Consider the following 23,960-nt stretch of genomic DNA (forward strand, 5'->3'; position numbering starts at 1 on the left):
AGGCACCTATCTGGAGGAAGCGGACAGTGTGGATCAAAGCGCCGCTTCCAGCTCCGGCAGCAACGTGAACAGGTCACCCACCAGGCCGATGTCGGCGATCTCGAAGATCGGCGAATCCGGGTCCTTGTTGATGGCCACGATGGTGCCGGCATCCTTGATCCCGGTCAGGTGCTGGATGGCGCCGCTGATGCCGACGGCCACGTACAGCTCCGGGGAGATGATCTTGCCGGTCTGGCCCACCTGCAGGTCGCTGGGCACGTAGCCGGCGTCCACGGCGGCGCGCGAGGCACCCACGGCGGCGCCGAGCTTGTCGGCCAGCTGGAAGATCACCTTGAAGTTCTCTTCCGAACCCACGCCACGGCCGCCGGACACCACGCGCTTGGCGCTCTGCAGGTCCGGGCGGTCAGTGGCACCGGCGGCCAGGCCGATGAAGCGGGTGTGCGACGGCAGGGTCGCCTCCACGCTCGCCGCCTCAACCGCGGCGCTGCCGCCCTTGGCCGCTTCCGGCCAGGACGCGGCACGCACGGTGGCCACGACGATCTGGTCGGCAGGGACCTCCACGGTGATGATCGCGTTGCCGGCGTAGATCGGTCGCTTGAAGCTGTGGCTGCCTTCGACGGTCATCAGGTCGGACACCTGGTTGACGCCCAGCAGGGCGGCCACGCACGGCATCAGGTCCTTGCCGAAGGTGGTCGAGGGGCCGAACACGTGGGTGTAGCCGGTGGCCAGCTTGGCGATCTGCGGGGCCAGCACCTGGGCCAGCGCCTGCGCGTTGGCCGGGTTGGCCACGGTCAGTACCTTGGCCACGCCCGCCAGCTGCGCGGCCTCGGCAGCCACGGCGGCCGGGTCGGCGGCCAGCACCAGCACGTCGATGCTGGCGCCGCTGATGGCGGCGGCGGCGCTGACGGTCTTGGCGGTGGCGGCGTTGAGCTTGCCGTCATGGTGTTCGGCAACAACGAGGATCTTGGTCATTACAGCAACCCCTTCTGCTTGAGTGCGGCGACCAGTTCGGCCGCGTCCTTGACCATCACGCCCTTGCTGCGCTTGACCGGCGCGGCGTACTGGGTGGTCTTGAAGGTATCGGCGGCGTCCACGCCGAGGTCGGCCAGCTGCAGGGTCTCCAACGGCTTGGCCTTGGCCTTCATGATGTCGGGCAGCTTGATGAAGCGCGGCTCGTTCAGGCGCAGGTCGGTGGTGACCACGGCCGGCAGATCCACTTCCAGGGTTTCCAGCCCGGCGTCGACTTCACGGGTGACCGTGGCCTTGCCGTCGGCAATGTCCAGCTTGCTGGCGAAGGTCGCCTGCGGGCGGCCCCACAGCGTGGCCAGCATCTGGCCGGTCTGGTTGGCGTCGTCGTCAATGGCCTGCTTGCCCAGGATCACCAGGTCCGGCTGCTCCTTCTCGACCAGCTTGAGCAGGGTGCGCGCGGCGGTGAGCGGCTGGATGGCCTGGTCGGTGACCACGTGGATGGCGCGGTTGGCGCCCATGGCCAGGCCGTTGCGCAGGTGCGCCTGGGCGTCGGCGGGGGCGATGGTGGCGACCACGACCTCGGTGGCGATGCCCTTGTCGCGCAGGCGCAGGGCTTCTTCCAGCGCGATTTCGTCAAAGGGGTTGGGCGACAGCTTGACGCCGTCGGTGACCACGCCGGAACCGTCCGGCTTGACCTGAATGCGGACGTTGTAGTCCACCACGCGCTTGTACGCGACGAGGATTTTCATCTGGTGCGGAATCCTTGAATAACGGGGAACGTCCGGCCCTGGCGACAGCAACCGGTTCGGGGGTGGGACCGCGATTCTAACTGGCTGGAGGTGACCATGCGAATGCGTATGGTTATGCTGCATTGCCGCACGCCTGCGCGCGCGGCACCGCCGCGTTCACCTGCGGCAGGCAGTCGTGAAGACAGGCGCGATGTATCCTGTTCCGCTGTTTCGGAGGTTCGTGAATGCGACGCCCAGACCAATATCAAACAGGAGAACAGGTAGTGCCCACATGGCTTGTCACCGGCGGTGCCGGATTCATTGGCGGTAACTTTGTCCTCGAAGCGGTCGCCAAGGGCGTGCGGGTAATCAACCTGGATGCACTGACCTACGCGGGCAACCTGAAGACCCTGTCCCCGGTGGAGGGCAACCCGGACCACCTGTTCGTGCATGGCGACATCGGCGACCACGCGCTGGTGGCCCGCCTGCTGGCCGTACACCAGCCCGATGCGGTGGTGAACTTCGCTGCCGAGAGCCACGTCGACCGCTCCATCGACGGTCCCGGTGCGTTCATCCAGACCAACGTGGTCGGTACCCTGGCCCTGCTGGAAGCGGTGCGCGACTACTGGAAGGCGCTGTCGGCCGACAAGGGCGCCGCGTTCCGCTTCCTGCATGTGTCCACCGACGAGGTGTACGGCACGCTGGGCGAGACCGGCAAGTTCAGCGAAACCACCCCGTTCGCGCCCAACTCGCCATACTCGGCGTCCAAGGCCGCCTCGGACCACCTGGTGCGCGCGTTCCACCACACCTACGGGCTGCCGGTGCTGACCACCAACTGCTCCAACAACTACGGTCCGTACCACTTCCCGGAGAAGCTGATCCCGCTGGTGATCGCCAAGGCGCTGGCCGGCGAGCCGCTGCCGGTGTACGGCGATGGCAGGCAGGTGCGCGACTGGCTGTTCGTGTCCGACCACTGCGAGGCGATCCGCACCGTGCTGGCCAAGGGCCAGGTTGGCGAGACCTACAACGTCGGCGGCAACGCGGAGAAGGAAAACATCGAAGTGGTGCACGCGATCTGCGCGCTGCTCGATGCCCGCCGCCCGCGTGAAGATGGCCAGCCGCGCAGCAGCCAGATCACCCACGTGGCCGACCGCCCGGGGCATGACCGCCGCTACGCGATCGACGCCAGCAAGTTGAAGGACCAGCTGGGCTGGGAGCCCAAGTACACCTTCGACCAGGGCATCGGCTTCACTGTCGACTGGTATCTGGACAACCAGGAATGGGTGAACGGCGTGCTTGACGGCAGCTACCGCCTGCAGCGCATCGGCACCGCCGCTTGAGTGGCACTGCCCCACAGACTGAGGAACACCGCATGACTCAACGCAAGGGCATCATCCTGGCGGGCGGCTCGGGCACGCGCCTGTACCCGATCACCAAAGGCGTCAGCAAGCAGCTGCTGCCGGTGTACGACAAGCCGATGATCTACTACCCGCTCAGCGTGCTGATGCTGGCGGGTATCCGCGATGTACTGATCATCAACACGCCGCACGAGCAGGCGCTGTTCCAGGCGCTGCTGGGCGATGGTTCGCAGTGGGGCATGAACATCCAGTACGCCGTGCAGCCGAGCCCGGACGGGCTGGCGCAGGCCTACCTGATCGGCCGCGACTTCGTCGACGGCAAGCCGAGCTGCCTGGTGCTGGGCGACAACATCTTCCACGGCCATGGGCTGAGCCAGCTGCTGCGCAGCGCGGACGAGCGCGCGTCGGGTGCCACCGTGTTCGGCTACTGGGTGAACGATCCCGAGCGCTATGGCGTGGCCGAATTCGATGCGGCCGGCAAGGTCATCGATCTCGTCGAGAAGCCTGCGCAACCGCGCTCCAACTATGCGGTGACCGGCCTGTATTTCTACGATGGCCATGCCAGCGATTACGCCGCCGAACTGAAGCCGTCGCCCCGCGGCGAGCTGGAAATCACCGACCTCAACCAGCGCTACCTGCGCGAGGGCAGCCTGCACCTGGAAGCCCTGGGGCGCGGGTACGCCTGGCTGGATACCGGTACCCACCAGTCGCTGCTGGAAGCCTCCAATTTCATCGAAACCATCCAGACCCGCCAGGGCCTGCAGGTCTGCTGTCCGGAGGAAATCGCCTTCGGTCGGGGCTGGATCGATGCCGCGCAGCTGGAAGCACTGGCGGCGCCGCTGATCAAGAACGGTTACGGCCAGTACCTGCACAAGCTGGTGCAGCGCGGTGTTGTGCCGTGAAAGTAATCCAGACTTCGCTGCCGGGCCTGGTCCTGCTTGAACCGGTGGTGTTCGGCGATGCCCGTGGGTTCTTCTTCGAAACCTGGAACGCCGAGCGCTACGCGGCGCAGGGCCTGCCCAGCAGCTTCGTGCAGAGCAACGTGTCCTCGTCCAGCAAGGGCGTGCTGCGCGGCTTGCATTACCAGTGGCCGCGGCCACAGGGAAAACTGGTGACGGTTCTGCAGGGCGAGGTCTACGACGTCGCCGTGGACATCCGTCGTGGTTCGCCCACGTTCGGTCGATGGGAGGCGTTCATCCTGAGCGGGGAAAACCGCCGCCAGCTGTGGATTCCGCCGGGCTTCGCGCACGGGTTCGCGGTCCTGTCCGACGATGCGCTGTTCAATTACCTGTGCACCGATGTGTACGTCAAGGAAGCCGACGCCAGCGTGCGCTGGAATGATGCCGACATTGCGGTGGACTGGCCGATCAGTGCGCCGACGCTTTCATCCAAGGATGAGCAGGCGCCGTTCCTGCAGGACATCCCCGCCGAGCGGCTGCCGGTCTACCTGCCGTGAACGTGCTGCTGTTCGGTGGCAATGGCCAGGTTGGCCAGGCGTTGCTGCGGACGCTGGCACCGCTGGGCACGCTGATGGCGACCACCCGCAGCGGTGCATTGCCCGATGGCAGCCCCTGCGAGGTAGCCGACTTCGACGATCCGGCGTCGTTGCCTGCCTTGCTGGACCGGATCGCGCCGGACGTGGTGGTCAACGCCGCGGCGTATACCGCGGTGGACCGCGCCGAAGCAGATCCTGATGCGGCCTGGCGTGCGAACGCCGAGGCGCCCGGCGTGATCGCCCGCTGGTGCGCGGCAGCCGGCGTGCCGCTGCTGCACTATTCCACCGACTACGTGTTCGACGGCACGGCCACGCGCCCGTACCGCGAAGACGATCCCACCGCGCCCTTGGGCGTGTACGGCGCCAGCAAGCTTGCCGGCGAGCAGGCGATCCGCGCGGCCGGTGGCCGCCACCTTATCTTCCGAACGGCATGGGTGTATGCCGCGCACGGTGGCAACTTCCTGCGCACGATGCTGCGCGTTGGCGCCGAGCGCGACGTGCTGCGCGTGGTAGCCGATCAGATCGGCACGCCCACGCCGGCCGCACTCATTGCCGATGTCAGCGCGCAGATCCTGCACCAGCGCCTCACGCTGTCGGGGACGTATCACCTGACCGCAACGGGTGCCACCAGTTGGCACGGGTTCGCCGAGGCCATTTTCGCCGAGGCCGTGGCGCGGGGCATCCTGCCGCGTGCACCGCGGGTAGAGGCGATCACCACGGCCGAGTATCCAACCGCCGCCCGCCGGCCTGCGTACTCGTGCCTGGACGTGCGCCGGCTGCAGTCCGACGCCGGGTTGCAGCTGCCTGCCTGGCAGGACGGTCTGGCCAGCGTGATGGACGCCGTTCGCGGTCACTGAACGTGCCGCGGCGCGGCAGGGGAACGGCAGGCCCACCCGCTACAATGCCCGCTTACATCAACGAGGTGAGGGCGTAGATGAGCAAGTCCCCAGATACGGCCGGCCGGCGCAGCAAGCGCTACGCCAGCGCCGCCGAGGCGCTGCACGGCGTGGTTGCCGATGGCCAGACGCTGGCGGTGGGCGGTTTCGGCCTGTGCGGCATCCCCGAGGCGCTGATCGCCGCGCTGCGCGACAGCGCGGTCAAGGGCCTGACGGTGATCTCCAACAATGCCGGCGTGGATGGCTTCGGCCTGGGCCAGCTGCTGGAAACCCGCCAGATCCAGAAGATGATTTCGTCGTACGTGGGCGAGAACAAGGAATTCGAACGGCAGTTCCTGGCCGGTGAGCTGGAGCTGGAGTTCAACCCGCAGGGCACCCTGGCCGAGCGCCTGCGCGCCGGCGGTGCCGGCATTCCGGCCTTCTTCACTGCCACCGGCTACGGCACGGTGGTGGCCGAAGGCAAGGAAACCCGCGAATTCGACGGCAAGCACTTCGTGCTGGAAACCGCGCTGCGCGCCGACGTGGCCCTGGTCAAGGCGTGGAAGGCCGACGAGGCCGGCAACCTGGTGTTCCGCAAGACCGCGCGCAACTTCAACCCGGCCTGCGCGATGGCCGGCAAGGTCTGCATCGTCGAGGTCGAAGAAGTGGTGCCGCTGGGCAGCATCGACCCCGACCAGGTGCACCTGCCGGGCATCTACGTGCACCGCATCGTGCACAACCCCACGCCTGAAAAGCGTATCGAACAGCGCACCGTCCGCGCGGAGGGCAACTGAGATGGCTTGGACCCGCGATGAAATGGCCGCGCGCGCAGCGCGTGAGCTCACCGATGGTGCGTACGTCAACCTGGGCATCGGCCTGCCGACGCTGGTGGCCAACCATATCCCCGAGGGCGTGGATGTGTGGCTGCAGTCGGAGAACGGCCTGCTGGGTATCGGCCCGTTCCCGACCGATGCCGAGGTCGATGCCGACCTGATCAACGCCGGCAAGCAGACCGTTACCGCGCGCGCCGGCGCCAGCTACTTCGGCAGCCACGACAGCTTCGCGATGATCCGCGGCGGCCACATCAACCTGGCCATCCTGGGCGCGATGCAGGTAACCGCCAGCGGTGATCTGGCCAACTGGATGGTGCCGGGCAAGATGGTCAAGGGCATGGGCGGGGCGATGGACCTGGTGGCCGGCGTGCAGCGCGTGGTGGTGCTGATGGAGCACACCGCCAAGAACGGCGAGCACAAGATCCTGTCCGAATGCACGCTGCCGCTGACCGGCGTGGGCGTGGTCGACCGCATCATCACCGACCTGGCCGTGTTCGATGTGACCGACACCGGCCTGGTGCTGGTTGAAGCCGCGCCGGGCGTGGGCATCGACGAGCTGAAGGAAAAGACCGGCGTGGCCTTCGGCCAGGCCTGACCCGGCGTGCCGGGGTGCCCGTGCAAGCGGGCGCTCCGGCCACCCACGAGGACCGCATGGACCTGCATCTGCGCGACGCCGACGTACGCTGGCACCGCCACTGGCTGGGGGCTGCCGATGCCGATGCCCTGCAGCGCACCTTGCGCGAGCAGGTGCCGTGGGAGGTGCACCGCATCCGCATGTTGGGGCGCCAGGTGGACTCGCCGCGGCTGAGTTGCTGGATGGGCGACCCGGCGGCCCGTTACCGCTATTCGGGCACCGACTTCGTGCCGGCGCCGTGGCACCCGGTGCTGCTGCCGCTGCGCGAGCGACTCGCGGCGTTCTGCGGGGCGTCCTTCAACAGCGTGCTGCTCAATCGCTACCGCGACGGTGACGACGGCATGGGCTGGCACAGCGACAACGAACCCGAGCTGGGACCGGCACCGCTGATCGCCTCACTGAGTCTGGGCGCCGAACGCCGCTTCGCGCTGCGCCGTCGCGACGACCATGCCAAAAAAGCCGAGGTCGTGCTCGGCCACGGCGACCTGCTGCTGATGGGCGGCGCCACCCAGCGCCATTACCAGCACGCACTGCCGAAAAGCACCCGGCCGCTGGCCGAGCGCATCAACCTTACTTTCCGCTGGATTGACGCAGCCGCGTCGGCGTGACCTGCGCCTGTTGGTAATCGGCCTGGCCGCTCACCAGCGTCCAGCCCACCACCTCGGACGTGGTCGCCTGCAGGCCCTGTTCGAACGCGCGGGCGACATCGGCGGTGGCGGTACTGGGCACCGGCTGCTCCTGGCGGAAGGTGCGGTCGGCGACCACGCGCTGGTCCACCACGTGGATCAGCTTGGCGTTCACTTCGATCAGCGCCGTCGGGGTGGCCTGGCCGCGGTAATCGGCCTCGAAGCGCCGCACGTCCAGGGCCAGCTTGTAGTCGGCGCGGATGCCGGTGGTGGCGCGGGCCACTCCGTTGATGCGGCCGGAATCCTCGAAGCCGCGCACCAGTGCATCGTCGAGCATGTCGGTGGCCGGCTGCGCCCAGCTCACGCCCTTGTACACCTCCAGTTCGGAGGGGGAAGGGCGCACGTTGATGCGCGGGCTGTCGACCACGCGTGCCGCGCTGGGCTTGACCAGCACCAGCTGCCAGTCGACCTTGGGCCAGCCGGGGTCGGCCTGGATGCGCACGATCGGCGAATAGATGGTGACTGCGCTGCGTTCGTTGCTGCCCAGCAGCGAACAGCCGCCCAGCAGGGCGAGCATCGCCGCCGGCAACAGGATCCGGGTGAGAGTCGGGCGGCTCATTTGGGTTCGAACTCCTTGGGCGCGTCACGGCCCAGCAGATAGCGTGCCGGGTTGTTGTCGAGGCGGTCGCTGACCCGGCGCAGGTCGCGGATCAGCCCGCGCAGCTCGGTCAGGGTCGGGCCAAGCTGGGCCAGGCCATCGTTGGCGAAGCTGTTGATCGCCGCGCGGTTCTCGCCGAGGATCGAATCGGCATTGCCGGCGGCCGAATCCAGCTTGCTCAGGGTAGTTTCCAGCTTGTCCAGGATCGGCGGCAGCTGCTGGACCAGGTTCGTGTCCAGGCGCTGGATGGTGCCGTTGGTGCTCTTGAGGGTGACATCCAGGCTGCGCGCGGCGTCACGCGCGCTGAGCAGCAGCGCCTGGGTGCCCTGGTCGCGGTCGGCCAGGCCGCCGCTGATGGTTTCCAGGTTGGCCAGGGTGGCGTTGATGCTGGCCACGTTGCGGTCGCTCAGCACCTGGTCCATGCGCTCGACGATGCGGTTGGCCACGTCGGTGATGTTCTGCAATGCCGACGGTGTGGTCGGAATGATCGGCGCCGGGTCCTTGTTGACCGCGGTCAGTGCGGCGGCCTGCGGGGTGCCGCCGCTGAGCTGGATGATCGACGGGCCGGTCAGGCTGGTGATGGCCAGCTTGGCGCGGGTGTCGGTCTTGATCGGGGTGTTGGAGTTCAGGCGGATGCGCGCCACCACCTGGCGCGGGTCGTCCGGCACCAGGTTCAGTTCGGTGATCGAGCCGACCGCGATGCCGTTGTACTGCACCGGGCTGCCTACCGTCAGGCCGGTGACGGCTTCGCGGAAGACCACCCGGTATTCGGTCCAGGTGCGGTCGGAGGAGTACTTGGCCGCCCACAGGCCGAAGGCCAGCAGCGCCAGCCCCACCACCAGGGTGAAGGCGCCGATCAGGACGTAATTGGCTTTGGTTTCCATGGCTTACTCGATCTCGTTCTTTGCGCTTCGCGCCGCGCGGGCGCGGGGTCCGTGGAAATACTCCTGGATCCACGGGTGGTCCAGCTGTTCGATCTCGTGCAGCGGGGCATTGGCGATGACCTTCTTGTCAGCCAGCACCGCCACCCGGTCACAGATGGCATACAGCGTGTCCAGATCGTGTGTGATCAGGAAGACGGTCAGGCCCAGCGCTTCCTGCAGGGTCTTGATGAGCCGGTCGAAGGCGGCCGCGCCGATCGGGTCCAGCCCGGCGGTGGGCTCGTCCAGGAACAGCAGCGGCGGATCCAGCGCCAGCGCACGGGCCAGGCCGGCGCGCTTGCGCATGCCGCCGGACAACTGCGAGGGCAGCTTGTTGATCGCATCGGCCGGCAGCCCGGCCAGCTTCACCTTGAGCAGGGCCAGTTCGTAGTGCCAGCGCTCGGGCAGTTCGCGGTGGTGTTCTTTCAGTGGCACCTGCACGTTCTCGCCCACGGTCAGCGACGAGAAAAGCGCGCCGTCCTGGAACAGCACGCCGGTATTGCGTTCGATGTGCAGGCGGCTGGCGGGGTCGCTGGAGCGTGCATCCACGCCCAGCACCTCGATCTGGCCATCGTCGGGTTCGCGCAGGCCGAGGATGCTGCGCATCAGCACCGACTTGCCGGTACCCGAACCGCCCACCACGCCCAGGATTTCGCCGCGGCGCACGTCCAGGTCGACGCCGTCGTGCACCAGCTGCGCACCGAAACGGTTGACCAGCCCGCGCACGCGGATCACCAGGTCGAGATCGGCGCTGTCGGGTACGCTGCGGTCTGCGGCAGGGGCGGTGTCGGTGGTCATGCGGTTACCAGCCCATCTTCATGAACCACAGCGCGGCGAACGCGTCGAGGATGATCACCAGCGAAATGGCCTGGACCACGCTGGAGGTGGTGCGCTCACCGACCGACTGTGCGGTGCCTTCCACCTTCAGGCCTTCCAGGCAGCCGATCAGGCCGATCACCAGCGCGAACACCGGCGCCTTGGACAGGCCCACCAGCATGTTGCGCACTTCCATGGTCTCGTACATGCGTGCGATGTACATCTGCGGCGGGATGCCAAGGTCGAACGCGCCCACGGTGACGCCCCCGGCGAGGCCGGCCATCATCGCGATGAAGGTCAGCAGCGGCAGGGTGATCAGCAGTGCGACCAGGCGCGGCAGTACCAGCAGGTCGATCGGATCCAGGCCGAGGGTTTTCATCGCATCGATTTCCTCGCGGGCCTTCATCGCGCCGATCTGCGCGGTGAAGGCGCTGGCGGTGCGGCCGGCCAGCACGATGGCGGTGAGCAGCACGGCGAATTCGCGCAGGAAGGCGATGCTGACCAGTTCGACCACGTAAATTTCCGCGCCGAAGTCGCGCAGGATGGTCGAGCCGAGGAAGGCGATGACGGCGCCCACGAGGTAGGACAGCAGGGCCACCAGCGGCACGGCATCCAGCCCGACCTGTTCCATCTGGGCGACGGTGGCGGTGAGCCGGAAACGGCGCGGTTCCTTGATCAGGCGCGCGCCCTTGACCAGGTTCTCGCCGAGGAAGCTGGCCAGTGCCACGATGTTGTGGCCCATGCCGTGCACGCTGACGCCGAGGCGTTCCAGCGCGGCCAGGACGCCGAAGTCGCGCTTGGGCCTTGGGCGGTCGTCGGCCACTTCTTCGATGGTGCACACCAGCGCGCGGTGTTCTTCGCGGAAGGCCAGGGCGTCCTCGCCCAGGTCGGCACGCCGCGCCACGCGCAGGACCTGCAGCACGCCGGCGGAGTCGAGCACGGTGATGCCGCTGGCGTCGATGCCGGTGAGCGTGTCAGGAATGCCGCGCAGCACTTCGGCCGCGGCCAGCGCGGTATGCAGGGTCCAGTGGCCGGACAACCGGACCAGGCCGGGGTCCTGCGCATCCTGTTCGAGATGGGGGGCGTGTGTGTGCGTCATGGGCGTCCTGCCGCGCAGCATACCTTGTCCGTGTAGACGGCAAGTGTGTGGCAGGCAACATGAATGTTCAGCCGGGCAGGCTTCGGGTAATACTACGAAACATGTCCGCCGAGACCGCCACCATCGTTACCCCCCAGGCCACCTACGCGCAGCGCGTGGCATTCGTATCGGAAATGGCCGGGCGCCTGCACAGCTATGGCACCACGGCGCAGCGGCTGGAGGCGGCGGTGGTCGCGCTGGCGCAGCGGCTGGACCTGGATTGCGAGCCGTGGTCGAACCCGACCGGGCTGATCCTGAGTTTCAGCGACCCGACCAAGGCGATCGGTTCGTCGGACATCACGCGGGTGATCCGGCTGGCGCCGGGCGAAAACGACCTGCATAAACTGAGCATCGCCGACCAGATCACCGATGCGGTGGCCAACGGCACGATGAGCATCGCGCAGGGTCATACGGCGCTGCGGCAGTTGGACAAGGACCCGGGCCGGCGCGGCAAAATCCGGATGATCCTGTCCTACAGTCTGGGTGCGGCGGGCGTGGCCGGCTTGTGGAAGCTGCCGTGGCTGGATATCGCGACGGCGGGGATGATCGGGTTGTTGATCGGGCTGATGACGCTGTACACCGACCGCCGGCCGGCCAGCCGGGAGGCAAGCGAGGCGTTGGCGGCACTGCTGGCCGGTACGGTGGCGGCGCTGGTAGCGTCGTTCCTGGGGCCGTTGAATCTCAATACGGTGATCATCGCGTCGCTGGTGGTGATGCTGCCGGGGATGTCATTGACCAATGCGGTGAACGAGCTGGCGAGCCAGCACTGGGTTTCGGGGACGGCGCGGTTTGCCGGCGCGATCACGACGATTCTGAAACTGACGGTGGGCGCGGTGATCGCGGTGACGCTGTCGGGGATCATCGGGCTGGACCCGCAGGTGCGGGCGTCGCGGCCGCAGGCCGACTGGGTGGAATGGAGCGCGCTGCTGGTGGCGGCGTTCGCGTTCGCGATGCTGTTCAAGGCCAATCGCCGCGATTATCCGTGGGTGATGGCGGCTTCTGTTGCCGGGTATGCGATTTCGAAATTCGCCGGGCAGGCATGGGGGTTGCCGGCGGGTATTTTCATGTCGGCAATGGTGATGACGGCGGCGGGCAATCTGTTCGGTCGGTGGGTGCAGCGGCCGGGCGCGATCATCCGGTTGCCGGGGATCATCATGCTGGTGCCGGGCAGTACGAGTCTGCGCGGGGTGCTGACGCTGGTGCAGCAGCAGGATATGAGCGCAGGCCAGACGGTGCTGATGACGGTGCTCAATGTGGTGATGGCGCTGGTGGCCGGGCTGCTGTTCGGCAACCTGCTGGTGCCGGCGCGGAAGAATCTCTGAGCGTTCGGGCCCAGATCCAGATCCAAATCCAAATCAAGTCCAAGTGCAGGCCCAAGTCCAAGGCCAAGGCCAAGGCCTTTGGTCCTCCTGCAGCGTGCTGGGCCGGGCTGTGTGGGTGCGCGGGACACGCCGCAAGTACGTCCGTGTAGGCTCCGCCACCGCATCCATGCGGTGGAGGGTCCCGCGAACCCACACATCCCGACCCTCGACAGTTTGCTGGTGGCCATGACCAAGCAAAGGCGGAAACTGCTTCGGCCGATAACTGCTTTTCGCTTTTTCGTTGGGTACCGACCCATTGTCAGAGGGCGGGTACGGGTGGGTTGGCGGGACCGTTGGGCGCCATGGGTCCGGCGCATGCGCCGGACGGGTTGGGCAGGACGCCCAACCCCGGTCTTGCCGTTTGTGCAGGGACTGCACAAACGAGCAAGGCGCCCACGAGCCCCCATGGATGGGTTTACGGCGTGTCCCGCCAATCCACCCGTACCCGACCAGCCAGGGAAAGCACGCACACGGCGTTGCAGCTGTTGCTCTGGCATTTGGCGTACTCCGCAGAACCGCCAGCGACATAAGAAAGCAGACACAAAAAACGCCGGCTTTCGCCGGCGTTTTGAGATTCGGTTTCTGATGAAACCAGAATCGATTACTTCTTGATCAGGAACTCTTCGACCTTCTTGCCCTTGGTCGTCAGCGCGGCCAGCCAGCGCGGCTGCTTGCCGCGGCCGGTCCAGGTTTCCTTCGGGTTGGCCGGGTTGCGGTACTTCGGGGCAACCTTGCCCAGCTTGCGCACGGCCTTCTTGGCCGGGGCCTTGGTGGCCTTCGCTGCACGGCCGCGGGCCGGGGCCACGCCGCCGAACACTTCTTCGATCGAATACCCGTGCGCCTTCGCCAGCTTGGTCAGCTGCGCGCGCACCTTGGTCACCGCCGGGCGCTTGGCCACGATGGTCTGCTGCTTCTTCGCGTTCTTGATCAGGGCGCCCAGCTCTTTGGCGGACAGGCCACTCAGGTCAATGCTCATCAACTACTCCGGAATCTATTTAAGGACGGGGTGGGCCAGTCCTTGGCGTCGGCGACAGCATACATATCCCGTCGGGTGATGCACAGAGTTAACCGGGAGATTCAATCGTATGGCGCAAAAGAAAAGCCGGGATATTCCACCCGGCTTTCTTCCATCCCCTGTTTCGGTCAGCCCGCCAGACGGGCCAGCAGCGTCTCGCGGTCCAGGCTCTCGGCCTCGCTCGCACTGCGCGACCGGTACTCGTAGGTCCCGGCCGCCAGGCCGCGCTCGGACACCACCACCCGGTGCGGCACACCGATCAACTCCATATCGGCAAACATCTGGCCCGGGCGCAGGCCGCGGTCGTCCAGCGCCGCGTCCAGCCCGGCCGCCTGCAACTGTGCCAGCAGCTCGGCCGCCGCGGTGGCCACCGCCTCGTCCTGCTTCGGGTTGATCACGCAGACCACCACCTGCCACGGCGCCATCGCCGCCGGCCAGATAATCCCGGCCTCGTCGTGGTTCTGCTCGATCGCCGCAGCCACGATGCGCGAAATGCCGATGCCGTAGCAGCCCATCGCCATTACCGCCGCCTTGCCGTTTTCATCCAGCACCGTGGCCTTCAGCGCCTGCGCATACTGGCGACCCAGCTGGAACACATGACCCACTTCGATGCCGCGCGCGATCTTCAGCTCGCCACCGTCGGTCGCGCGGTCGCCGGCCTTGGCATTGCGGATGTCGGCCACGTCCGGCTCGGGCAGGTCGCGGCCCCAGTTGACCCCGGCGAAATGGAAACCCGCCTCATTGGCGCCGATCACGAAGTCGGCCATCGCCGCCACGTCGCGGTCGGCCACGATGCGGATCGGCTTGACCGGGTTGAGCGGGCCCAGGAAGCCCGGCTCGCTGCCCAGGTGCGCGGTGATTTCCGCTTCGCCGGCCATGCGGTGGCCCTGCAGGCCCTCCACCTTGCCCAGCTTGATCTCATTGACCTCGTGATCGCCCCGCACCAGCGCCAGCACGAACCCGGCTTCGGTCATCAGCGCGATCGACTTCACGGTGCGCTCCAGGCCCAGGCCCAGCAGCTCGGCCACCGCCTCGCAGGTCTTCTGGGTCGGCGTGTCCACCTTGCGCATCGCTTCGCTTGCCGCAGCGCGGGCGCCCGGGGCGGCGGCCACGGCCGCTTCCATGTTGGCCGCGTAGTCCGAGCCGGTGGAGAACACCAGCGCGTCTTCGCCGGAGTCGGCGATCACGTGGAATTCCTGCGAGGCGTCGCCGCCGATCGCGCCCGAATCGGCCTGCACCATGCGGAAATCCAGGCCCAGGCGGGTGAAGATACGGCTGTAGGCCGCCTTCATGTTCTCGTACTCGCGCACCAGGCAGTCATCGTGCAGGTGGAAGGAGTAGGCGTCCTTCATCAGGAACTCGCGCGCGCGCATCACGCCGAAGCGCGGGCGGATCTCGTCGCGGAACTTGGTCTGGATCTGGAAGAAGTTGACCGGCAGCTGCTTGTAGCTGGACAGCTCCTGGCGGGCGAAATCGGCCGCGGCTTCTTCGGCGGTCGGGCTGTAGCAGAACACCTGGTCCTTGCGGTCCTTGATCTTCAGCAGCTGCGGGCCGAACTTTTCCCAGCGCCCGGTGGTTTCCCACAGTTCCTTGGGCTGGATGGTCGGAATCTGGAATTCCACCGCACCGGCGCGCTCCATTTCCTCGCGCACGATGCGCTCGACCTTGCGCAGCACGCGCAGGCCCAGCGGCGACCAGGTATACAACCCCGAGGCCAGCTTGCGGATCATGCCCGCGCGCAGCATCAAGCGGTGGCTGGTGAGCTCCGCGTCACTGGGGGTTTCCTTGGTGGTGTGCAGGTGGAACTGGGAAAGGCGCATCGTCGGCTTCGCTGAACGGCAGAAGCCGATATTCTGCCAGCCCGGCCGCCGCCCTGCCCATCACGGCCCTGGCGGCGGGTGCAACGGTCGGCTGCCGGCGGCAACCGGCCCGGCCGTCAGGTGCCGGTGGCCGGCTTGCAATAGGCCTGGATCGCGGCCTCGGCCAAGGTCTTCTGGGCCGCGCGCTGCGGATCGGTCAAGGCGGTGTCGGCCTTGCCGTCGCCATCGGTGTCCTGCATCACCACACCCTGGCCATTGAGCAGGGTGAGGTTGCCGCGTGCGGTGGTGCACGCGCTGGACTCTGCCGGGGCGGCGGCGGCCGTGGCGGCTGGCCGGGTGGCCGGCGCGGCAGTCTCCACTTTGCGTGCTTCGTATTTCTGGCCGGTCGGGGCTTTTTCCGAATACTGGGTGACGCCATTGGCGTCCTTCCACTTGTAGACGGTACCGGCGTGGGCCGAGGCGCTGGCGAGCAGCAGCAGGCAGCACAGCGAGGGCAGGGCACGCATGGCAACTCCGGGCATCAGGGCAAGGCGCCGATTGCAGCACCCCGGCCCGGTGCTGGCAAGCCGCCGGCGACCGGCGGGCCGGTGGGTACCGGCAACGGTCGCCACGGCCCCGTGGCGACCGGGCTGCCCCAAAGGCCACCACACCCACTAAACTGGCCGGTATGGATCAGATGAAACCCCCGCCGCGCTCCCGCAGCATCTACCTGCTGCCCAACCTGTTCACCACCGCAGGCCTGTTCGCCGGCTTCTACGCGATCATCGCCGCGGCCAATGGCGACTTCGTCAACGCGGCCATCGCCGTGTTCGTGGCCGCGGTCATGGACGGCCTGGACGGCCGCGTGGCCCGGTTGACCGGGACCAGCAGTGAATTCGGCGTGCAGTACGACTCGCTGGCCGACCTGGTCAGCTTCGGCATGGCCCCGGCGCTGGTGATGTACCACTGGTCGCTGTCGTGGCTGAAATTCGACGACCCGGTCTGGGGCCGGGTCGGCTGGGCAGTGGCATTCCTGTATGCGGCCTGCGCCGCGCTGCGGCTGGCCCGCTTCAACACCCAGGTCACCGTGGTCGACAAGCGCTGGTTCGTCGGCCTGGCCAGCCCGGCCGCCGCCGGCCTGATGATGTCCTTCGTCTGGGCCTTCGCCGATGGCAACCTCGGCTGGGACGGCAACCAGCTGCGGTATGTCTCGCTGGGCGTGACCCTGGTGGCGGCATTGCTGATGGTCAGCCGGATCCGCTTCTGGAGCTTCAAGGGCAGCGGCGAACGCGGCCCGCGCGCTGACCGCGTGCCGTTCCTGGCCCTGGCGCTGGTGCCCATTGCCATCGCCATCATGGTCATCGACCTGCCGCGGGTGCTGTTTGCCGTCGGCATCGTGTACGCCCTGTCCGGGCCGTGCTGCTGGTTGTGGCAGCGCGCCCGCAAGACGGCCGAGCCCCGCGCGTGAGCGCGTCCGGCCTGCCGCCGCTGTGGTCCCCGGCGCAGCAGTCGTGGCTGCAGGCGATGGGCTACACCGTGTTCGTGGACGGGCAGATCGAGGAGGTCGCCGCCGCACCGATCACGCTGAGCGTTGCCGCCAGTGCCGCGCCGGCCGAGCGTGCCGCAGCGCAGCCAGCGCCCGCATCGACAGGGGACGCCCCTGCGCATGCCGCGCCACGGCCGCGGCGCAGCGCACCGACCAGCATCGATGCACCACCGGCCGCTGGCAGCAGCACCGCCGGCGATACCCCGGCAGCGCCGCGCGAACGCGCCAGCGGTAGCGGCCGCCGCCCGGCAGTGCGCATGCCTGACCGCCTGCAGATCGCCTTGCTGCGCGCGTCCGGCTGCAATCCCGCCGAGCCGGAGACGCAGGCGTTGATGGCCGGCTGGAACCTGGACGACCTGCGCGGCAATGCCGCCGCCAAGCGTGCGCTGTGGCCGCACCTGCGGGCCCTGCGCAAGCGGGGCCGGCCGTGAGCGCGGTCAGTTCGCCCCGCCCGATGGCGTTGCGCGCGCTGCGTGAAAGCGATATCGACGCCCTGATGCCGATCGAACTGCGCGGTTACCCCTTCCCGTGGACGCGCGGCATTTTCGTGGACTGCCTGCGTGCGGGGTATCCGGCGCTGGCGCTGGAGGATGACGGCGTGCTGGTGGGCTACGGCGTGCTCAGCATCGCCGCCGACGAAGCCCACGTATTGAATGTCTGCGTGGATCCCCAGAGCCAGTCGCGCGGCCTGGGCCGGTTTCTGTTCCGCGCGCTGGTCCAGCTGGCACGCGACCACGGCGCCCAGCGCGTCTTCCTGGAAGTGCGCCCGTCCAACACGCCGGCGTTGGCGCTGTACCACAGCGAAGGCTTCAACGAGATCGGCCGCCGCCCGCGCTACTATCCGGCCCGCGAGGGCCGCGAGGACGCCCTGGTGATGGCGATGGAGCTGGTGGACGACGACATTCAGAGCATGCCGCCGCTGTAACGGCGCGACCCGACCATAACGGCGCAAGGCAGCCGACCAACGGTCGGCTCTACCGACCGTCGTAGAGCCGACCGTTGGTCGGCTGCCCGCATCGTCCGAAGGTAGAGCCGACCGTTGGTCGGCTGCCCGCATCGTCCGAAGGTAGAGCCGACCGTTGATCGGCTGCACGCAACGCCGGACCGGGGCCACGCACGCCCGGCGCCCCCCTCACGCCACCCGCAACACCGCCGCGCCCGCAACGATCAACCCCGCCGCGATCCAGCGCACCCGCGTCACCCGCTCGTGCAGGACCAACGCCGAGATCAGGATACCGAACAGGATCGAGGTTTCGCGCAGCGCCGAGATCATCGCCACCGGCGCGACAGTCATGGCCCACAGCGCCAGCCCATACGAGGTCAGCGTGCCGATCCCGCCGACCACGCCGAAGCCCCAGTTGCCGCGGGCATAGGCCCACAGCCGGGGCGCGCGCGCGCACAGCGCCCACACCGGCAGCGGCAACCCGGACAACAGAAACAGCCACAGCGTGTAGCTGAGCGCCGCGCCGGACTGGCGCGCGCCCCACGCATCGACCAGCGTGTAGGTGGCAATCACCCCGGCATTGAGCAACGGCAGCCACAGGTGCTGGCGTGCGCCGCCGCGTGCCATGCACAGGATGCCGGCACAGATCAGCGCGATACCGCCCCACGCAACCGCAGGCAGGCGTTCGCCCAGGAACAGCGCGCCCACCAGTGCCACCAGGATCGGTGCGCAGCCGCGCATCAGCGGGTAGGACGCGCTCATGTCGGTCACCCGGTAAGTGCGCGCGACCAGGACGTAGTAGAGGACCTGCAAGACCGTGGAGGCGGCCAGCCATGGCCAGCTGCGTGGCGATGGCGCGGGGACGAACGGCAGCACGACGGCCGCGATCAGCGCCGCCGAGCCGGTGACCAGAATCGTGGTCAGCAGCGTATCGCTGCCGCGTTTGACGATCGCATTCCAGCTGGCATGCAGCAGGGCGGCGAACAGCACGGTACAGAAAATGGAGAGGGACATCGTGTCGGCAGGCAAGCCTTCCATGGACGAACACCCATCATGCCGTGGTAGAGCCACCCCATGGGTGGCTGCACGCACCACGCGTTAGGTACCGACCGTTGGTCGGTACCTCCAGCAGACACCGAAGCGTTACAACTTCGCGCGTTGTTCGACCAGACCCGCCAGCTGCGCGGTCCACTCCACCAGGCGCACGCGCTCCTGCTCGACCACCGCAGCCGGCACCTTGTCGGTGAACTTGGCCAGCTTGGTCTGGCTCTTCTCCTTCTCCGACTCCACCCGGGCAATTTCCTTGTCCAGGCGGGCGCGCTCGGCACCCAGGTCGACCAGGCCTTCCAACGGCACCAGCAGCTTCAGCTCACCGACGATGGCGGCCGCCGACGGCGGGGTATCGGCCGCGTCGGCCAGCCAGTCGATGCGCGCCAGCTTCAGCAGGAACGACAGCGAGGCAGTGAAGCGCGCCACGCGGGTGCGGTCGTCGGCGGTGCCACCCTGCAGCAGCAACGTGACCTGCTTGGCCGGCGGCACGTTCAATTCGCTGCGCACGCGGCGCAGCGCGTTGACCATGCCCTTGAGCCATTCCACGTCGGCTTCGGCACGGGCGAAATCGCCCGCGAATTCTTCCGCCGTCGGGTACGGACGCAGCGACAGGGTCTCTTCGACCAGGCCCAGGCGCGGGGCCACCTGGCGCCACAGCTGCTCGGTGACAAACGGGATCAGCGGGTGCAGCAGGCGCAGCAGCGCTTCCAGCACGTACAGCAGGGTGTGGCGGGTGCTGGCCGCGTCGTCGGCGTTGTCACCGTTGAGCGCCGGCTTGGTCAGTTCCAGGAACCAGTCGCAGAACTCGTTCCACGCAAACTCGTACAGGCACTGCGCCAGCAGGTCGAACCGGTAGTTGGCGTAGTGGGTCTGTGCCTCGGCCGACACCGCCGCCAGGCGCGCCAGGATCCAGCGCTCGGCATCGGTGCGCGGCTGCGGCACGCCGGTGACGCTGCTGCCCTCGGTGTTCATGAGGGTGAAGCGGCTGGCGTTCCACAGCTTGTTGCAGAAGTTCTTGTAGCCCTCGGCGCGGCTCATGTCGAACTTGATGTCGCGGCCGTGCGTGGCCAGCGCGGCGATGGTGAAGCGCAGCGCGTCGGCACCGTGGGCAATGATGCCGTCGGGGAATTCCTTGCGCGTGGCCTTCTCGATCTTCGGCGCATCCTTGGGCTTCATCAGCCCGGTGGTGCGCTTGGCAACCAGGTCTTCCAGCGAGATGCCGTCGATGATGTCCAGCGGGTCGAGCACGTTGCCCTTGGACTTGGACATCTTCTGACCCTGCGCGTCGCGGATCAGGCCGGTCATGTAGATGTCCTTGAACGGAATCTTCCCGGTGAAGCTGTCGGTGGCCATGATCATGCGGGCCACCCAGAAGAAGATGATGTCAAAGCCGGTGACCAGCACCGCCGACGGCAGGTAGCGCTCGAACCCGCGCTCGGCCATCGCCTGTTCGTTCGGCCAGCCCAGCGTGGAGAACGGCCACAGCTGCGAGGAGAACCAGGTTTCCAGCACGTCGCTGTCCTGGTGCAGGGCGACGTCGGCGCCGAGGTTGTTGCGCGCGCGCGCATCGGCCTCGTCGCGGCCGACGTAACAGGTGCCCGCGTCGTCGAACCATGCCGGGATGCGGTGGCCCCACCACAGCTGGCGGCTGATGCACCAGTCCTGGATGTTTTCCATCCAGTGGCGGTAGGTGTTGATCCAGTTGGCCGGGACGAACTGGATGCTGCCGTTCTCCACCAGTTCCAGGCCGCGCTTGGCCAGCACGTCCATCTTCACGAACCACTGGTCGGTGAGGTAGGGCTCGATCACCTGCTGGGTGCGGTCGCCGCGCGGCACCTGCAGTTTGTGCGGCTTGGTTTCGACCAGGATGCCCAGGTCTTCCAGCTCGGCCAGGATCACCTTGCGCGCTTGGTAACGGTCCAGTCCGCGGTATTTCTCCGGGGCGTTGTCGTTGATCGCGGCCACCGGGGTGAACAGGTTGACCATCGGCAGGTTGTGGCGCACGCCCACCTGGTAATCGTTGAAGTCGTGCGCGGGGGTGACCTTGACCACGCCGGTACCGAACTCGCGGTCCACGTAGTCATCGGCGATCACCGGGATTTCGCGGTCGGTCAGCGGCAGCTTGACCATCTTGCCGATCAGGTGCGCGTAGCGTTCATCTTCGGGGTGCACCATCACCGCGGTGTCGCCCAGCATGGTTTCCGGCCGGGTGGTGGCCACGGTCAGCGTGCCGCTGCCATCGGCCAGCGGGTAGCTGATCGACCACAGGAAGCCGTCTTCTTCCACGCTCTCCACTTCCAGGTCGGAAATGGCGGTCTTCAGCACCGGGTCCCAGTTGACCAGGCGCTGGCCGCGGTAGATCAGGCCCTGTTCGTGCCAGCGCACGAAGGCTTCCACCACCGCCTCGGAGGGCTGCGGGTCCATTGTGAAGGTGCTGCGCGACCAGTCGCTGGAGGTGCCCAGGCGGCGCATCTGGCGCTCGATGGTGTCACCGGACTGCGCCTTCCATTCCCACACCTTCTCGATGAAGCCCTCGCGGCCCAGCGAATCGCGGGTCTCGCCCTTGCCTTCCAGCGCCAGGTTGCGGCTGACCACCATCTCGGTGGCGATGCCGGCGTGGTCGGTACCCACCTGCCACAGCGTGTCGTAGCCGCGCATGCGGTGGTAGCGCACCAGCGCGTCCATCAGGGTCTGCTGGAAGGCATGGCCCATGTGCAGCGTGCCGGTCACGTTCGGCGGCGGCAGCAGCACAGTGTACGGCTCGCCCTTGCCGGACGGCTTGAAATGGCCGGCCTTCTCCCACGCGTCGTAGAGTGCGGTTTCGAAGGTTTTGGGGTCGTAGCTGGAGGCGAGTTGGGTCATGCGGGAACCAGGATCGAAGACGGGAGGTGGGGGTGCCGGAACATCAGCGCCCGAGGGCGCGCTGGATCTTCTGGTCGGTATGGAACTGCGAAACCGCGTAGGCGGCCCAGATCGCGGCCGGGAGCCAGCCAATGAGCGTGATCTGCAGGATCAGGCAGAGAATGCCTGCGAACGGGCGGCCAATGGTGAAGAAGGCGAACCAGGGAAAGATCAGGGCGATCAACAGGCGCATCAAGGGTCTCCGGGTTCGGTGGCGGCGCCGCGGCGGCGGCCGCGCGGGTTACATGTCGTACTTGTTCAGGTCAAAGCCCAGCGCCTTGTACTGGCGCCAGCGCTCGCGCAGCGGTTCGCGCGCTTCGGGGTCGGCCGGCACCACTTCCAGCACCCGGTCGCACTCGGCCAGGTACGGGTCGTCGCGCAGGTTGATCACCAGCGGACGCGCCGGGGCCGGCGTGCCGGGCACGGAGATCAGCACCAGCGCCTCTTCCTCGTCCATGTCCTCACCGGCGATCTGGTGCGGGATATAGGCCTCGGCGTCGAATGCCCACAGCAGCTCGTCCAGCTCCTCGGCCTGGGCCTGGTCGCGTGCCAGTACCAGGGTGAACAGCCCGGCGTCGTTGGCCTTGCGGGCCAGCTCGCAGACCAGGCGCAGCGGCTCGGTCAGGAAGCGGGGCTTGGCGATCAGGTAGAAATCAGCACGGGACATGGGCAGGCCAGGAGCGAAAGGGAAGGCCCGGCAGCAGGCCGGGCGGGACCGGGGCGGCGCTCAGGCCACCCCGATCGGGCGGGGCATCAGGCGCGGGCAACCTGGTCCAGCAGCCACTGGCTGAGCAGGCCAACCGGACGACCGGTGGCCATGCCGCGCTTGCCTTCGTCGCTGGCCACGCCGGCGATGTCCAGGTGGGCCCAGCGCTGGCCTTCGGCGAAGCGCGACAGGAAGCAGCCGGCGGTGATCGCGCCGGCCCAGCGGCCGCCGATGTTGTAGACGTCGGCAAAGCTGGAATCCAGCATCGGCTGGTACTCGTCCCACAGCGGCAGGCGCCAGGCGCGGTCGAACACGTGTTCGCCGGCGGCCAGCAGTTCATTGGCCAGGTCGTCGTGCTTGGTCATCAGGCCGGCGGTCTGGTGGCCCAGCGCGACCATGCAGGCACCGGTGAGGGTGGCCACGTCGACCAGCGCAGCCGGCTCGAAGCGCTGCGCGTAGGTAAGGGCGTCGCACAGGATCAGGCGGCCTTCGGCGTCGGTGTTGCCCACTTCGATGGTCTTGCCCGACATCGAGGTGATCACGTCCGACGGACGGTAGGCATTGCCGTCGATGGCGTTTTCCACCGCCGGCACCACCACCACCAGGTTCAACGGCAGCCGGGCGGTGACCGCCGCGACGAAGGTGCCGATGACGTTGGCGCCACCGCACATGTCGTACTTCATCTCTTCGATGCCGCCCTGGGTCTTCAGGTTGACGCCACCGGTGTCGAAAGTGATGCCCTTGCCGACCAGCACGTACGGCTTGGCGTCGCCGCCGTTGCTCCACTTCAGTACCACCAGGCGCGGGCGGTTGGCCGAGCCGCGGGCCACGGCCAGCAGCGAGCCCATGCCAAGCGCTTCCATCTGGTGCTCGTCCAGGATCTCCGCCTCGGCACCGGCGTGGGCCTGGGCGAAGGCGACCGAGGACTCGGCCAGGTAGGCCGGGGTGCACAGGTTCGGTGGCAGGTTGCCGAGCTCGCGGGCGTACTGCACGCCGGCGGCGATGGCCTGGCCCTGGGCCAGGGCCTGGGCGTCGGTACCGGCGATGGCCAGCTGGGTCAGGCCGGGCTCTTCGGCCTTCTTCTTGCCCAGGGTGGCGCTGTAGCGGTAGGCGGCGTGGTCGGCGGTGATGATGGCCTGGCGGATGTTCCAGGCGGCATCGCGGCCCTTGACCTCCAGTTCGGTCAGGGTGAACAGCGCGTGGTGGTTGACCCCGCTCTTCAGGGCGCGGCTGGCATCGCCCACGGCCTTGAGGTACTGCGGCACGCCGAATTTGGCCGGTTCACCCAGCCCCACCACCAGCACGCGCGGGGCGGTGACGCCCGGCAGGTCGTGCAGCAGCGTGGTGTTGCCGGTCTTGCCGCCCACGTCGCCGCGGGCCACCAGGGCCGTCAGGCGACCGCCGGAAGCGGTGTCAAGGGCCTGTGCCGCCGGGCTCAGGGTCTGGTCGGCGTAGGCGCCGACGATGACGCAATCGAACGCGGCCGAGGCCGGCGTTGCGTGGTTCAGGGTGAATTCCAGGGCCATTGATCAGATTCCGTTGGCAAATCCGTACAATCGCGAGCTGTTTACGTCCCGTCAGTAGACTGG

General features: G+C 67.7%; 24 protein-coding genes and 1 pseudogene. 11 read left to right on the forward strand and 14 right to left on the reverse strand.

Going from position 1 to position 23,960, the window contains the following annotated elements; translation table 11 throughout:
- Positions 1-33: 33 nt before the first annotated feature.
- Together GQ674_RS01180 and GQ674_RS01185 are read right to left on the reverse strand one after the other, a co-directional pair.
- Positions 34-972 (reverse strand): electron transfer flavoprotein subunit alpha/FixB family protein, encoded by a 939-nt coding sequence (locus tag GQ674_RS01180; RefSeq protein WP_159495669.1) that lies wholly within the window; start codon positions 970-972, stop codon positions 34-36.
- On the reverse strand, positions 972-1,718 hold the full coding sequence (locus GQ674_RS01185) for an electron transfer flavoprotein subunit beta/FixA family protein (protein ID WP_121042567.1): 747 nt from the start codon (positions 1,716-1,718) through the stop codon (positions 972-974). The genes GQ674_RS01180 and GQ674_RS01185 overlap by 1 nt, the downstream gene beginning before the upstream one ends.
- A gap of 263 nt (positions 1,719-1,981) precedes the next feature.
- Here GQ674_RS01185 and rfbB point away from each other — a divergent pair, with 263 nt between their 5' ends.
- The 7 genes from rfbB (at position 1,982) to GQ674_RS01220 (ending at position 7,500) form a co-directional block, all read left to right on the forward strand.
- The gene (gene rfbB, locus GQ674_RS01190; protein WP_159495670.1) at positions 1,982-3,037 is read left to right on the forward strand and encodes a dTDP-glucose 4,6-dehydratase; all 1,056 of its coding nucleotides are present in this window, start codon (positions 1,982-1,984) and stop codon (positions 3,035-3,037) included.
- Positions 3,038-3,069: 32 nt separating this feature from the next.
- A complete protein-coding gene (gene rfbA, locus GQ674_RS01195; RefSeq protein WP_159495671.1) occupies positions 3,070-3,957 on the forward strand; it encodes a glucose-1-phosphate thymidylyltransferase RfbA in 888 nt (295 codons plus the stop codon).
- Entirely contained in the window at positions 3,954-4,511 is a 558-nt protein-coding gene (gene rfbC / locus GQ674_RS01200) for a dTDP-4-dehydrorhamnose 3,5-epimerase (protein WP_159495672.1), read from the forward strand. Before rfbA ends, rfbC begins: the two co-directional genes overlap by 4 nt.
- Positions 4,508-5,407 (forward strand): dTDP-4-dehydrorhamnose reductase, encoded by a 900-nt coding sequence (gene rfbD, locus GQ674_RS01205; protein WP_159495673.1) that lies wholly within the window; start codon positions 4,508-4,510, stop codon positions 5,405-5,407. The genes rfbC and rfbD overlap by 4 nt, the downstream gene beginning before the upstream one ends.
- A 77-nt stretch (positions 5,408-5,484) precedes the next feature.
- Positions 5,485-6,219 carry a CoA transferase subunit A gene (locus GQ674_RS01210; RefSeq protein ID WP_137191108.1) on the forward strand — a complete coding sequence of 245 codons (735 nt, stop codon included), beginning with the start codon at positions 5,485-5,487 and terminating at the stop codon, positions 6,217-6,219.
- Between the two features lies 1 nt (position 6,220).
- Positions 6,221-6,853 carry a CoA transferase subunit B gene (locus tag GQ674_RS01215; RefSeq protein ID WP_159495674.1) on the forward strand — a complete coding sequence of 211 codons (633 nt, stop codon included), beginning with the start codon at positions 6,221-6,223 and terminating at the stop codon, positions 6,851-6,853.
- Between the two features lie 56 nt (positions 6,854-6,909).
- Positions 6,910-7,500, forward strand: a complete 591-nt coding sequence (locus tag GQ674_RS01220) for an alpha-ketoglutarate-dependent dioxygenase AlkB (RefSeq protein WP_159495675.1) — start codon at positions 6,910-6,912, stop codon at positions 7,498-7,500.
- On the opposite strand, the gene GQ674_RS01225 is transcribed toward GQ674_RS01220, so the two are convergent.
- The 4 genes from GQ674_RS01225 to GQ674_RS01240 are packed head-to-tail and all read right to left on the reverse strand — an operon-like array spanning position 7,463 to position 11,011.
- The gene (locus GQ674_RS01225; protein WP_128096516.1) at positions 7,463-8,137 is read right to left on the reverse strand and encodes an ABC-type transport auxiliary lipoprotein family protein; all 675 of its coding nucleotides are present in this window, start codon (positions 8,135-8,137) and stop codon (positions 7,463-7,465) included. The two genes, GQ674_RS01220 and GQ674_RS01225, sit on opposite strands and share 38 nt — an antisense overlap.
- Positions 8,134-9,060, reverse strand: a complete 927-nt coding sequence (locus GQ674_RS01230; protein ID WP_159495676.1) for an MlaD family protein — start codon at positions 9,058-9,060, stop codon at positions 8,134-8,136. Before GQ674_RS01230 ends, GQ674_RS01225 begins: the two co-directional genes overlap by 4 nt.
- A 3-nt stretch (positions 9,061-9,063) precedes the next feature.
- Positions 9,064-9,894 (reverse strand): ABC transporter ATP-binding protein, encoded by an 831-nt coding sequence (locus tag GQ674_RS01235; RefSeq protein ID WP_159495677.1) that lies wholly within the window; start codon positions 9,892-9,894, stop codon positions 9,064-9,066.
- Positions 9,895-9,898: 4 nt separating this feature from the next.
- A complete protein-coding gene (locus GQ674_RS01240) occupies positions 9,899-11,011 on the reverse strand; it encodes an ABC transporter permease (RefSeq protein WP_128096518.1) in 1,113 nt (370 codons plus the stop codon).
- A 101-nt stretch (positions 11,012-11,112) separates the two neighbouring features.
- On the opposite strand from GQ674_RS01240, the gene GQ674_RS01245 reads away from it, so the two are divergent.
- Positions 11,113-12,372, forward strand: a complete 1,260-nt coding sequence (locus GQ674_RS01245; RefSeq protein WP_159499160.1) for a threonine/serine exporter family protein — start codon at positions 11,113-11,115, stop codon at positions 12,370-12,372.
- A gap of 643 nt (positions 12,373-13,015) precedes the next feature.
- Here the strand turns inward: GQ674_RS01245 and GQ674_RS01250 are convergent.
- The 3 genes and pseudogenes from GQ674_RS01250 to GQ674_RS01260 form a co-directional block, all read right to left on the reverse strand.
- A pseudogene (locus tag GQ674_RS01250) lies at positions 13,016-13,387 on the reverse strand (H-NS histone family protein); the annotation flags it as partial.
- A 167-nt stretch (positions 13,388-13,554) separates the two neighbouring features.
- A complete protein-coding gene (locus tag GQ674_RS01255) occupies positions 13,555-15,246 on the reverse strand; it encodes a proline--tRNA ligase (protein ID WP_159495678.1) in 1,692 nt (563 codons plus the stop codon).
- A 116-nt stretch (positions 15,247-15,362) separates the two neighbouring features.
- A complete protein-coding gene (locus GQ674_RS01260; RefSeq protein ID WP_159495679.1) occupies positions 15,363-15,752 on the reverse strand; it encodes a DUF4124 domain-containing protein in 390 nt (129 codons plus the stop codon).
- Between the two features lie 161 nt (positions 15,753-15,913).
- On the opposite strand from GQ674_RS01260, the gene pssA reads away from it, so the two are divergent.
- From pssA to rimI, 3 genes are read left to right on the forward strand one after another with little or no spacing between them, the layout of a single operon-like run.
- A complete protein-coding gene (pssA, locus tag GQ674_RS01265) occupies positions 15,914-16,693 on the forward strand; it encodes a CDP-diacylglycerol--serine O-phosphatidyltransferase (RefSeq protein ID WP_128096975.1) in 780 nt (259 codons plus the stop codon).
- Positions 16,690-17,202, forward strand: a complete 513-nt coding sequence (locus GQ674_RS01270; RefSeq protein WP_159495680.1) for a hypothetical protein — start codon at positions 16,690-16,692, stop codon at positions 17,200-17,202. Before pssA ends, GQ674_RS01270 begins: the two co-directional genes overlap by 4 nt.
- The gene (rimI, locus tag GQ674_RS01275; protein WP_159495681.1) at positions 17,199-17,696 is read left to right on the forward strand and encodes a ribosomal protein S18-alanine N-acetyltransferase; all 498 of its coding nucleotides are present in this window, start codon (positions 17,199-17,201) and stop codon (positions 17,694-17,696) included. The genes GQ674_RS01270 and rimI overlap by 4 nt, the downstream gene beginning before the upstream one ends.
- 207 nt (positions 17,697-17,903) lie before the next feature.
- Here the strand turns inward: rimI and GQ674_RS01280 are convergent, their stop codons facing one another.
- The 5 genes from GQ674_RS01280 to GQ674_RS01300 all read right to left on the reverse strand — a co-directional run bounded on the left by GQ674_RS01280 (position 17,904) and on the right by GQ674_RS01300 (position 23,897).
- Positions 17,904-18,728, reverse strand: coding sequence for a DMT family transporter (locus GQ674_RS01280; RefSeq protein ID WP_159499162.1), 825 nt, complete (start codon positions 18,726-18,728; stop codon positions 17,904-17,906).
- Between the two features lie 129 nt (positions 18,729-18,857).
- The gene (locus GQ674_RS01285; protein WP_159495682.1) at positions 18,858-21,626 is read right to left on the reverse strand and encodes a valine--tRNA ligase; all 2,769 of its coding nucleotides are present in this window, start codon (positions 21,624-21,626) and stop codon (positions 18,858-18,860) included.
- Positions 21,627-21,669: 43 nt separating this feature from the next.
- Positions 21,670-21,858 (reverse strand): YqaE/Pmp3 family membrane protein, encoded by a 189-nt coding sequence (locus GQ674_RS01290; protein WP_038690586.1) that lies wholly within the window; start codon positions 21,856-21,858, stop codon positions 21,670-21,672.
- Positions 21,859-21,906: 48 nt separating this feature from the next.
- Positions 21,907-22,332 (reverse strand): DNA polymerase III subunit chi, encoded by a 426-nt coding sequence (locus tag GQ674_RS01295; protein WP_159495683.1) that lies wholly within the window; start codon positions 22,330-22,332, stop codon positions 21,907-21,909.
- Between the two features lie 86 nt (positions 22,333-22,418).
- The gene (locus tag GQ674_RS01300; RefSeq protein ID WP_159495684.1) at positions 22,419-23,897 is read right to left on the reverse strand and encodes a leucyl aminopeptidase; all 1,479 of its coding nucleotides are present in this window, start codon (positions 23,895-23,897) and stop codon (positions 22,419-22,421) included.
- Between the last annotated feature and the right edge of the window lie 63 nt (positions 23,898-23,960).

The organism is Stenotrophomonas sp. 364 (assembly GCF_009832905.1).
Taxonomy (GTDB): Bacteria; Pseudomonadota; Gammaproteobacteria; order Xanthomonadales; family Xanthomonadaceae; genus Stenotrophomonas; species Stenotrophomonas maltophilia_AP.